The organism is Corynebacterium nasicanis (genome assembly GCF_042658165.1).
Taxonomy (GTDB): domain Bacteria; phylum Actinomycetota; class Actinomycetes; order Mycobacteriales; family Mycobacteriaceae; genus Corynebacterium; species Corynebacterium nasicanis.
The window spans coordinates 303,308-314,314 of sequence record NZ_JBHSQE010000009.1; the positions used below are offsets into that span (position 1 = coordinate 303,308).

The 11,007-nt window shown below is 67.9% G+C and carries 12 protein-coding genes; 7 read left to right on the forward strand and 5 right to left on the reverse strand.

The window, feature by feature from the left end; translation table 11 throughout:
- The first annotated feature begins 133 nt into the window (after positions 1-133).
- Positions 134-1,231, forward strand: coding sequence for a hypothetical protein (locus ACFPUZ_RS10140; RefSeq protein ID WP_377001789.1), 1,098 nt, complete (start codon positions 134-136; stop codon positions 1,229-1,231).
- On the opposite strand, the gene ACFPUZ_RS10145 is transcribed toward ACFPUZ_RS10140, so the two are convergent.
- Positions 1,232-2,086 (reverse strand): DMT family transporter, encoded by an 855-nt coding sequence (locus tag ACFPUZ_RS10145; protein WP_377001790.1) that lies wholly within the window; start codon positions 2,084-2,086, stop codon positions 1,232-1,234. It abuts the gene before it with no gap.
- A 128-nt stretch (positions 2,087-2,214) separates the two neighbouring features.
- Between ACFPUZ_RS10145 and ACFPUZ_RS10150 the strand changes: the two genes are divergently transcribed.
- The 3 genes from ACFPUZ_RS10150 (at position 2,215) to ACFPUZ_RS10160 (ending at position 6,265) form a co-directional block, all read left to right on the forward strand.
- Positions 2,215-3,480 carry an aspartate kinase gene (locus ACFPUZ_RS10150; protein WP_377001791.1) on the forward strand — a complete coding sequence of 422 codons (1,266 nt, stop codon included), beginning with the start codon at positions 2,215-2,217 and terminating at the stop codon, positions 3,478-3,480.
- Positions 3,481-3,509: 29 nt separating this feature from the next.
- Positions 3,510-4,541: an aspartate-semialdehyde dehydrogenase gene (locus ACFPUZ_RS10155; RefSeq protein ID WP_377001792.1), complete on the forward strand. Its 1,032-nt coding sequence runs from the start codon at positions 3,510-3,512 to the stop codon at positions 4,539-4,541.
- Between the two features lie 155 nt (positions 4,542-4,696).
- Complete coding sequence (locus ACFPUZ_RS10160) at positions 4,697-6,265, forward strand: Rib/alpha-like domain-containing protein (RefSeq protein ID WP_377001793.1); 1,569 nt, start codon at positions 4,697-4,699, stop codon at positions 6,263-6,265.
- 62 nt (positions 6,266-6,327) lie between these two features.
- On the opposite strand, the gene ACFPUZ_RS10165 is transcribed toward ACFPUZ_RS10160, so the two are convergent.
- Positions 6,328-6,885, reverse strand: a complete 558-nt coding sequence (locus ACFPUZ_RS10165) for an RNA polymerase sigma factor (protein ID WP_377001794.1) — start codon at positions 6,883-6,885, stop codon at positions 6,328-6,330.
- 143 nt (positions 6,886-7,028) lie between these two features.
- On the opposite strand from ACFPUZ_RS10165, the gene ACFPUZ_RS10170 reads away from it, so the two are divergent.
- The 3 genes from ACFPUZ_RS10170 (at position 7,029) to ACFPUZ_RS10180 (ending at position 9,972) form a co-directional block, all read left to right on the forward strand.
- Positions 7,029-8,579 carry a catalase gene (locus ACFPUZ_RS10170; protein WP_377001795.1) on the forward strand — a complete coding sequence of 517 codons (1,551 nt, stop codon included), beginning with the start codon at positions 7,029-7,031 and terminating at the stop codon, positions 8,577-8,579.
- 117 nt (positions 8,580-8,696) lie between these two features.
- Complete coding sequence (locus ACFPUZ_RS10175; protein ID WP_377001796.1) at positions 8,697-9,338, forward strand: Ltp family lipoprotein; 642 nt, start codon at positions 8,697-8,699, stop codon at positions 9,336-9,338.
- Positions 9,339-9,387: 49 nt separating this feature from the next.
- Positions 9,388-9,972: an Ltp family lipoprotein gene (locus tag ACFPUZ_RS10180; RefSeq protein WP_377001797.1), complete on the forward strand. Its 585-nt coding sequence runs from the start codon at positions 9,388-9,390 to the stop codon at positions 9,970-9,972.
- A 1-nt stretch (position 9,973) separates the two neighbouring features.
- Here ACFPUZ_RS10180 and ACFPUZ_RS10185 read toward each other — a convergent pair whose 3' ends face one another.
- The 3 genes from ACFPUZ_RS10185 to ACFPUZ_RS10195 are packed head-to-tail and all read right to left on the reverse strand — an operon-like array spanning position 9,974 to position 11,006.
- Positions 9,974-10,318, reverse strand: a complete 345-nt coding sequence (locus ACFPUZ_RS10185; RefSeq protein ID WP_377001798.1) for a Na+/H+ antiporter subunit G — start codon at positions 10,316-10,318, stop codon at positions 9,974-9,976.
- The gene (locus ACFPUZ_RS10190; RefSeq protein ID WP_377001799.1) at positions 10,318-10,590 is read right to left on the reverse strand and encodes a cation:proton antiporter; all 273 of its coding nucleotides are present in this window, start codon (positions 10,588-10,590) and stop codon (positions 10,318-10,320) included. The genes ACFPUZ_RS10185 and ACFPUZ_RS10190 overlap by 1 nt, the downstream gene beginning before the upstream one ends.
- Positions 10,587-11,006 carry a monovalent cation/H+ antiporter subunit E gene (locus ACFPUZ_RS10195; RefSeq protein WP_377001800.1) on the reverse strand — a complete coding sequence of 140 codons (420 nt, stop codon included), beginning with the start codon at positions 11,004-11,006 and terminating at the stop codon, positions 10,587-10,589. The genes ACFPUZ_RS10190 and ACFPUZ_RS10195 overlap by 4 nt, the downstream gene beginning before the upstream one ends.
- Position 11,007: the final 1 nt, after the last annotated feature.

An 11,007-nucleotide genomic window follows, 5' to 3' on the forward strand; every position in this document is an offset into this window, starting at 1 on the left:
GCCAGTTGACGATTTCGGTGGAACCATGAAACATACGGTGCTCCCTTCCGTAGACAATGGGACTGCCTCTTATTGTACGGAATGCATCTCATTGCATCAATGGTGTCGCCGGGGCCGGGATAGGATGACGTGCGTGATCGTCCGTGTGCTTCTCGACGCCACCCTCGCCTTCCTCGTCGGCGCCGCCTTCCGGGTGGGCACCCTCGGCGTGTTCGCCCGGGCGAACGGGGAGTCGGTGCCGGGGCTGCTCGGGCAGTGGGATGCACAGTATTATCTGGCGATCGCCGAGTACGGCTATGTCGCCGCCCCCATCGCCACCGATGTTCCCGTCGAACAGCGCACGCTGGCCTTCTTCCCGGGGTTCCCGCTGCTCGTGCGGGCGGTCCACGACCTCAGTGGCCTCGACTATCCCGCCGCGGCGGCGCTGGTCAATGTGGTGGCCGGGGTGGCGATGACCGCTGGGGCGATGATGCTCGCGCGCCGCCTGGGCGCCGACCGCTGGGGCCGCCTCGGGGCGGGCATTCTCGTCTCCGCCGCGCCGATGTCCATCACCTTCTCCATGCCCTACTCCGAGGCCCTCTTCGGGGCGCTCGCGTTCTGGGCCCTTGTCGCGCTTCTCGACGCCCGCTGGGCCTGGGCCGCCGGCCTCATCCTGCTGCTGGGCACCACCCGCCTCACCGCCGTGGCCCTCATCCTCGTGTTCGCCCTGGCTGTGGTGCTCCGCGCGCGCCGGGACGTCCGCGCCTGGGTGTGCCTGGCGCTCACCCCGTGGTCCCTGCTCGCGTACGTGGCCTGGGCGAGCTGGCACACCCGGGAGGTGGGCGGCTACTTCGGCATCCAGGCGCAGGGGTGGAACTCAGGTGTCGACGGCGGCGTGGCCACCGCCCGCTGGGTGTGGGAGGTGCTCACCACCGGTTCCGAGGGCGGCTACCTGCTCACCGTCGCCGTGATGCTGGGTGCCGTGGTGGGGCTGGCGGCGGCGTGGGGCCGGCTGCCGTGGGAGGTGTGGTGCTTCGCGGCGCTGCTCATGGCGACGGTGCTGCTCTCTGACGGCATCATGCATTCCCGGCCGCGCCTGCTGCTGCCGACCGTGGTGGTGCTCCTGCCGTGGGTGTTGCGGGGTGCGGTCGCGCTGCCGCGGTGGGGGAGGGTCCTCGCGGCGGCCGCCTGGGTGTTGTTCGGGGCCTGGTACTCCGCCTACATGCTGGCGGTGTTCCCGTGGGCCATCTGATCAGCTGACTCCCTTGCGGGAGAGCACCACCGTCGAGGCGACCATGGCGATGAAGGCCAGCGCCATGAACAGCCAGCCGGAGACGGTGGACACCTGGAATTTCTCCCCCAGCACGAGGTAACCGAGGGAGAAGGCGACGATCGGTTCGGAGATCGTCATGGCGGGCAGGGAGCTTTTCAGGGCACCGGCGTTGAAGGAGTACTGCTGGACGATGGTGCCCAGGGTGGCGCCGAGGATGAGTCCGTAGGTCTCCCAGTTGGTGACGATCGCCCACACCCCGCCGTGGACGAAGATGTCCACGAAGGCCTTGCTCAGCACCGCGACGTAGCCGAAGAGGGCGCCGGTGACCACGCCGAGCAGGAGCGCCTTCTCGCGGCGGATCTGCTTCTGGGCCACCCGCTCCAGGGTGATGAGCACCACGGCCCCGACGAGCAGCGCCGGCAGCCAGCGTTCCAGCGGGGGCTGGGGGTCGCCGGGCAGGGGACGGCCGAGCATGACGAGCACGGTGACGCCGATGGTGAGGGTGCCGGCCCAGAAGAGTTCGTGGGCGGAGATGCGGCGGCCGTCGTAACGCGCGGCGAGCGGGAGGGTGAACATGAGCGAGAGCACGAGCACGGGTTGCACCACGAGCAGGGTGCCGAAACCGAGCGCGACCACCTGCAATCCGTAGCCGAGCAGGGCGGTGCCGGTGCCGGCCCACCACAGGGGCCGGGAGATCGCGTTCCAGAAGGGCGAGCCCTTGAGGGAACCGTCGGCGGGGGCCTCCTCGGCGATGCGATGGCGCACCACAGTGCCCCACGCGATGGTGAGGGCGGAGGCCAGTGCGAACAACACGGCCAGCAGATTGCTGTGCACTCAATTAACCATAGTGAACGCACCTGAAGGTGCAGGGTGGGGCACGCGCACTCAACTACTCGGAGGGCCGCGGCTACGGGTACGATGAAGCAGAACTTTGGCACCCCAGACGAAAGGCGGCCCACGCGGTGGCTCTGATCGTTCAGAAATACGGAGGCTCCTCCCTGGAGACGGCGGAGCGTATCCGCGCTGTCGCCGAACGGATCGTCGCCACGAAGAAGGCCGGCAATGACGTCGTCGTCGTGTGTTCCGCGATGGGGGACACCACCGACGAGCTCCTCGACCTGGCTGCCCAGGTCAACCCGGTGCCGCCGGCGCGCGAGATGGACATGCTGCTCACCGCCGGTGAGCGCATCTCCAACGCCCTGGTGGCCATGGCGATCGCGTCGCTGGGCGCGGAGGCGCAGTCCTTCACCGGCTCGCAGGCCGGCGTGCTCACCACCGAGCGGCACGGCAACGCCCGCATCGTCGACGTCACCCCGGGCCGGGTCCGCGAGGCGCTCGATGAGGGCAAGATCTGCATCGTCGCCGGTTTCCAGGGCGTGAACAAGGACACCCGCGATGTGACCACCCTCGGGCGCGGCGGCTCCGACACGACGGCCGTCGCCCTGGCCGCGGCCCTCGAGGCCGACGTGTGCGAGATCTACTCGGATGTCGACGGCGTGTACACCGCCGACCCGCGCATCGTCCCGAACGCGCAGAAGCTGGAGAAGCTCTCCTTCGAGGAGATGCTCGAGCTGGCGGCGGTCGGGTCGAAGATCCTGGTCCTGCGTGCCGTGGAGTATGCGCGCGCTTTCAATGTTCCCCTGCGAGTTCGCTCGTCTTACAGCAATGATCCCGGCACCCTCATCGCCGGGTCGATGGAGGATATTCCCGTGGAAGAAGCAGTTCTCACCGGCGTCGCTACCGACAAGTCCGAGGCCAAGGTCACCATCCTGGGCATCCCCGACCGTCCGGGCGAGGCCGCCACGGTCTTCCGCGCGGTCGCCGACGCCGAGATCAACATCGACATGGTGCTGCAGAACGTCTCCTCCCTCGAGGACGGCACGACGGACATCACCTTCACCTGCCCCCGTTCCGACGGCCCCCGCGCCATGGAGCTGCTGAAGAAGATGCAGAAGAACAACGGCTGGTCGAACGTGCTGTACGACGACCAGGTGGGCAAGGTCTCCCTCGTCGGCGCCGGCATGAAGTCCCACCCGGGTGTCACCGCCGACTTCGCCGAGGCGCTGCGTGACGCCAACGTCAACATCGAGCTCATCTCCACCTCGGAGATCCGCATCTCCGTGCTCACCCGCGAGGCCGACATCGACGCCGCCGCCCGCGCCCTGCACGAGCGTTTCGAGCTCGGCGGCGACTCCGAGGCCACCGTCTACGCCGGTACCGGCCGCTAGCTTCCCCTTCTAACAGGAGTTTCATTCTTATGACCACCATTGCTGTCGTCGGTGCCACCGGCCAGGTCGGTCGCGTCATGCGGTCGATCCTCGAGGAGCGCAACTTCCCGGCCGACACCGTCCGTTTCTTCGCCTCCCCCCGTTCCGCGGGCACCACCCTGGAGTTCCGCGGGGAGGAGATCACGGTGGAGGACCTCACCCAGGTCACCCCGGAATCCGTCGCCGATGTCGACATCGCCCTGTTCTCCGCGGGCGGTTCCACCTCCCGCGAGTGGGCCCCCGTGTTCGCCGCGGCCGGGGCCACCGTCATCGACAACTCCTCGGCCTGGCGCAAGGACGAGGAGGTTCCGCTCGTCGTCTCCGAGGTCAACGGCGCGGAGGCGAAGACGCCTGCCAAGGGCATCGTCGCTAACCCGAACTGCACCACCATGGCCGCCATGCCGGTGCTCAAGCCGCTGCACGACGCCGCCGGCCTCGTTCGCCTCCACGTCTCCTCCTACCAGGCGGTGTCCGGTTCCGGCCTGGCCGGTGTGGAGACCCTGGCCAAGCAGACCGCCGAGATCGGCGACCGCAACGTCGAGCTCGTCCACGACGGTTCCGTCGAGGCGCCGGGCGACCTGGGCCCCTACGTCGCGCCCATCGCCTACAACGCCCTGCCCCTGGCCGGCGCGCTGGTCGACGACGGCTCCCTGGAGACCGACGAGGAGCAGAAGCTGCGCAACGAGTCCCGCAAGATCCTGGGCATCCCGGGTCTGCGCGTCGCCGGCACCTGCGTCCGCGTGCCCGTCTTCACCGGCCACACCCTCACCATCCACGCCGAGTTCGAGCGTCCCATCACCGTCGAGGAGGCCACGGCGCTGCTTGCCGACGCCCCGGGTGTCTCCCTCGTCGACGTCCCCACCCCGCTGGCGGCCGCCGGCCGGGACGAGTCCCTCGTCGGTCGTATCCGTCAGGACCAGTCCATTGACGACAACAAGGGCCTCGTCCTCGTCGTCTCCGGTGACAACCTGCGCAAGGGTGCCGCGCTGAACACCGTCCAGATCGCGGAACTGCTGGTCTGACCCTCTTCTGTGGGTGCCCCTCACCCCCGTTGCCTTTCCCTTTCCCGGGTGGGTAACGGGGGTGAAGTGTCTAGACTCCCAGGTTGTTGTGGACACTTTTCCATGGTTTCCTATCGGGGTTGACACTATGTCTTAAGACTCGTTTTGGGAGAGCTATGCTGCAGTTCAAGAAGAGGGCGGTGTCGGTTGCCGCCGCCGTCATGATCGGGGCCTCCGCCTCGCTGGTGCCGGTACTGACCCCGGTCGCCCAGGCCCAGGAGGCCACGGCGCCGGTCCCGCAGGAGACCGTCAAGGTCGCCGGCATCGACTACCCGCTGGGCCGCTACACCGACGGCAAGCTCGTCGCGGTGGGCACGTCCCCGCACATCAAGGGTGACCAGCTCACCGGCGTGCCGGTCTACGAGTTCAACGGCGAGACCTACCCGATGAGCCTCGAAATCAGCCCGAACACCAACGTCAACGGCGAGCAGGTCTACCGCTGGGTGGTCAACTCCAAGGACGGCAACCGCTCCACCGACTGCAAACTGGACTTCGTCTCCTCCGGTGTGGCCGACCGCGGCCTGGTCCACTGGTCGATCAACGGCTTCCTCTACAGCCCGGTCGCCAGCCCCGACTCCCAGTACGTGACCACCAGCGTCCAGCACTTCGGCGACGCCTGGCGCATCCCCTTCGCCACCGGTCAGGCGCTGTTCAACGTCCGCATGGAGATCGAGTTCCCGCGCGACCTGCCGGCCCCGACCCGTGCGGATGCCACCGTGTTCACCCCGGCCATCACGCTGCCCCTGGAGACCGGCGGCACCCTGGATGTCCCCGAGTGGACGACCGGCACGCCCACCCCGCGCTGGAACCCGCCGCCGACCTACGCCGTGGACTGGGAGGTCGTGCCGACGGGCGACCCCTACCGCGTCGAGCTGGTCATGCCCTACGTGGAGGAGGGCTCCGTCGCGACGATCCAGTACAACCAGCCGAACCAGGTCGCCGATGTCCCGGTGACCACGCTGAAGATCACCGCCGACAAGTTCTGCTACGAGCCCGCCGTGGTGCAGCAGGGTGGCGAAGAGACCATGGATCCGCCGACCAACTCGGCGGCGGATGACAGCGTCCTCACCGGTGTCACCTACTCCCGCACGGATGCCACCCCCGAGTGGGCTGAGGTCCGCCCGGACGGTTCCATCGTCCTCAAGCCGGGCCTGGACGTGCCGACGGGTGACTACACCTTCCCCGTCAACATCCACTACCCCAACGGTGAGACGACGCAGACCGTCGCCGAGGTGAAGGTCATCCCGGCCGGTGCGCCGACGCCGACGCCCACCACCGACCGCTGCGTGCCGACTGTCCTGGCCGCCGGCATCCCGCTGGCGCTGCTCATCCCGGTGGCACTGGGCCATGAGCTCAACATCCCGGGTCTCGACGTTCTCAATGCGCAGGCCCAGGAGGCCATCCGCAACGCGAACAACCAGCTGCAGCAGGGCCTCGGAATCCACAACTCCGAGCTGGCCGCGCAGGTCGAGCAGCTGAACCGTCAGTACGGTCCGCAGCTCGCCGAGGCCGCCCGCGGCGTCGGCATCGTGGCCGTCGGACTGCTGGCTGCCGGCGCCATCGCCGACGCCTGCGGCGAGGAAGGCAGCTCGGGTTCCTCGGGCAGCTCCGCCTTCAGCGAGGCCTCCTCGGATGAGGATGACGCCCCGACCGACCAGAACGGCGGCACCGGCGGCGGTTCCTAAACCGGACGCCCGCTGACCAGAACCTCACCCCACCCGGGGTGAGGTTTTGTCGATTCGGGGGGTCAGTCGGCCTGGGGGGCGTCGATAAGATCTTTGCGGGCGCGGGCGACGCGGGAGCGGATCGTGCCGACCCGGACGCCGGCGATCCGGGCGGCCTCCTCGTACGTGTACCCGAGGACCTGGGTGAGGATGAGTGCTTCTCGACGATCTGTGGGGAGGGCGTCGATAAGTGCCCGCGCGTCGATCCACTCGGACCAGGCGGAGGCGTTGGCGCCGTCGACGGGGGTGGTGGCCGCGGCGTCCTCGTACTCCGTGACGGATTTGCGGGGGCGGGCCATGTCGTGGCGGATGTTGTCCACCCACACGCGGCGCGCGAGAGAGAGCAGCCAGGTGCGTGCGGAGGAGCGGGCGGCGAAGCGGGGGAGGGCACTCATGACGCGGAGGTAGGTCTCCTGCGTGAGGTCGTCGGCGATGTCGCGTCCGCCGAGGTGGGCGAGGAGGCGCCAGACGTCGTCCTGGGTGGCGCGGATGAACTCCGTGAGGGCGCCGCGGTCACCGCGCCCGGCGCGAAGCGCGAGGTCGGTGACTCGGGCATCGTCATGGGCGGAGTGCTTCGTCACGCCTAGTGAGGTTACCAGGGCAAACGGCGGAGACCTGAGTCGATGCGTAGCCTGGGGGTTGCGCGGCTCACAATATGGGCCTAGGCTATCAACCAGCGTCCACCCATAGGTGGAATTGATTATCGATCATGAAAGAGGGAACGATGAGCGACCAGAACTCCAAGGCCAACGACATCGTCGAGCGCGGGCTGCGCCCGAAGGTCACCGGACACACCACCCGCCACAACGGCGCCCCGGTGCCCTCCGAGAACATCTCGGTGACCGCCGGGCCGCAGGGCCCGAACATTCTCAACGACATCCACCTCATTGAGAAGCTCGCCCACTTCAACCGCGAGAACGTCCCGGAGCGCATCCCCCACGCCAAGGGCCACGGCGCCTTCGGCGAGCTCCACATCACCGCCGACGTCTCCCAGTACACCAAGGCGAAGCTCTTCCAGCCGGGCACCGTCACCCCGATGGGTATCCGTTTCTCCACCGTCGCCGGTGAGAAGGGCTCCCCGGACACCTGGCGCGACGTGCACGGCTTCGCCCTGCGCTTTTACACCGAAGACGGCAACTACGACATCGTGGGCAACAACACCCCGGTGTTCTTCCTCCGCGACGCCGTGAAGTTCCCCGACTTCATCCATTCGCAGAAGCGCCTCGGCCGCAACGGCCTGCGCGACGCCGACATGCAGTGGGACTTCTGGACCCGCACCCCGGAGTCCGCCCACCAGGTCACCTACCTCATGGGCGACCGCGGCACCCCGACCACCACCCGCCACATGAACGGCTACGGCTCCCACACCTTCCAGTGGGTCAACGAGAACGGCGAGGCCTTCTGGGTCAAGTACCACTTCCTCTCCCGCCAGGGCGTGGAGAACTTCACCGCCGCCGAGGCCGAGGAGATGGCCGGCAAGAATGCCGACCATCACCGCCAGGACCTCTACGAGGCCATCGACCGCGGCGACTACCCGATCTGGGACGTCAAGGTGCAGATCATGCCCTTCGCGGACGCCGAGAAGTACCGCTGGAACCCCTTCGACCTGACCAAGACCTGGTCCAAGAAGGACTACCCGCGTATCGACGTCGGCCACTTCGTGCTCAACCGCAACCCGCGCAACCACTTCGCGCAGATCGAGCAGATCGCCCTCGACCCGGGCAACCTCGTCCCCGGTATCGGCCTGTCCCCGGACCGCATGCTCCAGGCCCGCGCCTTCGCCTACGCGGACCAGCAGCGCTACCGCATCGGACCCAACTACCGTGACCTGCCGGTGAACCGTCCGCTCAACGACATCAACACCTACAGCAACCGCGGTCCGATGGCCTTCTTCTTCGACGACGAGGATCAGCCGACCTACACGCCGAACCGCTACGACAAGGGTGCGGGCTACCTGGACAACGGCGAGGACTCCTCCTCCAACCATCAGTCCTACGGTCAGGCCGACGACATCTACGTCAACCCCGATGCCCACGGCACCGACCTGGTGCGTGCCGCCTACGTCAAGCACCCCGAGGACGATGACTTCGGCCAGGCCGGCACCCTCTACCGCGAGGTGCTCGACGAGGCCGCCAAGCAGCGCCTCGCCGAGAACATCGCCGGTGCCATGCAGGGCGTCACTGAGGCCACCGAACAGCGTGTCTACCAGTACTGGACCAACGTCGACGAGGACCTGGGCCAGCGCGTGAAGAGCGCCTTCGCCGCCACCAAGTAACACACCTCGGCACCGCCCGCCCCCGCCTTCCCGCGGGGGTGGGCGGTGTCTGTGATTCCGGATACCTGTTCGTATGCTGTGCGTCTCATGTCCGGGGCAGCGGGCAGAATGCAGGCCATGAAGACAATCACCTCCCTCCCCCTGCTCCTCGTCGGCGCGCTGCTGCTCGGTGCCTGCTCCCCGGCCGAGCAGGAGGTGGTCCTGGTCACGGAGACCGTGACCGCGACCAGTGCCAGCCCGCGCCCGACCGCCGCGCGGCAGACGGCTGAGCCGGCGGTGGCGGCGACCACGACAGCGACAGCGACGGAGACCACGCCCACCACCGCCCGCGGGGGCGACCGCCAGCAGGAGGCGGCTCTGGCCTCGGCCCGTCAGTATCTGAACTATTCGAACTTCTCCCGCCAGGGACTCTACGAGCAGCTCCTCTACGAGCAGTACCCGCCGGAAGCCGCCGAGTACGCGGTGGACAACGTCCGGACCGACTGGAACGCCAACGCAGTCGGGGCGGCGCAGGACTATGTGGCCTACTCCGGCTTCTCCCGCAGCGGGCTTTATAGCCAGCTGGAGTACGAGGGCTACACCCCCGCGCAGGCGCAGTACGGCGTGGATAACGTCCAGACCGACTGGAACGCCAATGCACTCCGTACCGCGCGTTCCTACCTTGACTTCAGTGCCATGTCCGACGGCGAACTCTACGACCAGCTGATCTACGAGGGCTATACCCCCGATCAGGCGTCGTACGCGCTCAACAATCTGTAGGCGCCTCCATTCCGCAGCAACCAAGTCCGCCCGGTGCGAATATGAGGGTATGCGCCGCCTCGCCCTTGTCCCCGTCCTCCTGCTGCTCAGCGCCTGCGCGCTGCCGTCGCCCGTCCCCCCGACTCCGACGACGGAGGTGGTGACGGAGACGGTCACGGCGTCGCCACGCAGGGCCCCGGCGCCGACCACCTCCACGGAGACGCAGCGATTCGCCCTCGAGCGGGCCCGCGAGCTCAACAGCAATGAGATCTACTCCGCCACCGGACTGGAGTTCGAGCTCATCACCGAGGGGTTCAGCCGCGCGGATGCCCGGTGGGCTGTCGACAATCTGGGGGAGGACTGGAACGAGAACGCCGTCGCGGCCGTCCACGAGCTCAACCAGTTCACCATGAACTCGCGGGCCAGCATGCTCCGCGATCTCAAGCAGGGCGGTTTCACCCAGGACGAGGCGCAGTACGGGGTCGAGCACGCGTGGGTGGATTACCGGGAGAACGCGCTGCAGACCGCCACCTGGATCTCCACCGAGCACATGGCCCCCGAGGAGCTGCGCCAGCTCCTCGTCGAGGGGCACGGCTTCCTCCCGGAGGAGGCCGACTGGGCGGTGGAGAATCTCCACCCCGTGGGCGTCGGCTGAGTCAGGCCCCCGGCTGGTAGGCGCGGTCCTCCGCGTGCTTCTTATCGACGACCGTCACGCCGTAGATGGAACGCCCGATGTAGTAGGAACCGACGGAGGCGACGATCCACACCCCGGCGATGGCCAGCAGCGCGCGGACGAGGTTGTGCAGGTCGAAGCCGGTGGTCGACCAGTCGATGAGCAACTTGGACAACAGCAGGAGCGGGAACCCCACTCCGATGACCGGCCCCAGCAGGTTGACGCGGGTGAGGGCGTCGGGGGCGCGCCACATGGCGACGGACGTGGTCACCACCATGAGGGTGGCGATGATGACGAGGATCGAGACGATGATCTCCGGGATGCTCATTATCGACGCCCCCTCGAGATGATCCGCGCCATCGACAGCGTCGGCAGGACGCCGCCGGCGATGGCGGCCAGCAGCGCCACCTCATAGCCGATGGAGGTCGGGTGGGTGAGGGTCCAGGTGAGGAAGATGCAGATCATCGTGTAGAAGATGAGGTCCGCCAGCACCGCCCGGGTGAGTTCGTCCGCGGTGCGCAGCACGAGCACCAGCCCGGACAGCAGGGTGGCCGCCATGATGGCGATGCAGACGGTGAGGATCCACTCGAAGGGGGTCACTTGGTCTTCTCCTTCCGGTGCGTCGGGTACTCGTAGAACTTCGGGTCGAGCGCGGTGGCCGAGCCCTGGCCGGGGACGCCGTGGTCGATCGACTTCACGTGCGGGGCCATGCGCTCCTCCATGTCGGCGAGGCCGGCGACGACATCGGCCGGGTCGGCACCGAACGCAGCCTGCACCAGCAGGATGTGCGGCTCACCCGCGTGCTCCGGGGCGCGCAGTCCCAGCGAGAGCGTCGAGGGGGTGGCGGTGATGGAGGTGGTGAACCAGAAGATCTGCCACTCGCTGCGCACGCGCAGCGGATAGCGCACCACCACCGGGTCATAGCCCGCGTCGGGCCGGAAGCCCGCCCACGCGACCTGGAAGCCGGCGACGAAGATCTCCTTGATCAGCCAGGGGATGTAGATGAGGACGTGCATG

What these genes read in the sequence shown, in the direction of transcription:
- ACFPUZ_RS10155 (WP_377001792.1), top strand. Translation starts at nt 3,510, where the DNA reads ATGACCACCATTGCTGTCGTCGGTGCCACCGGCCAGGTCGGTCGCGTC.
- ACFPUZ_RS10160 (WP_377001793.1), top strand. Translation starts at nt 4,697, where the DNA reads ATGCTGCAGTTCAAGAAGAGGGCGGTGTCGGTTGCCGCCGCCGTCATG.
- ACFPUZ_RS10170 (WP_377001795.1), top strand. Translation starts at nt 7,029, where the DNA reads ATGAGCGACCAGAACTCCAAGGCCAACGACATCGTCGAGCGCGGGCTG.
- ACFPUZ_RS10175 (WP_377001796.1), top strand. Translation starts at nt 8,697, where the DNA reads ATGAAGACAATCACCTCCCTCCCCCTGCTCCTCGTCGGCGCGCTGCTG.
- ACFPUZ_RS10180 (WP_377001797.1), top strand. Translation starts at nt 9,388, where the DNA reads ATGCGCCGCCTCGCCCTTGTCCCCGTCCTCCTGCTGCTCAGCGCCTGC.
- ACFPUZ_RS10185 (WP_377001798.1), bottom strand. Translation starts at nt 10,318, where the DNA reads ATGAGCATCCCGGAGATCATCGTCTCGATCCTCGTCATCATCGCCACC.
- ACFPUZ_RS10195 (WP_377001800.1), bottom strand. Translation starts at nt 11,006, where the DNA reads ATGCACGTCCTCATCTACATCCCCTGGCTGATCAAGGAGATCTTCGTC.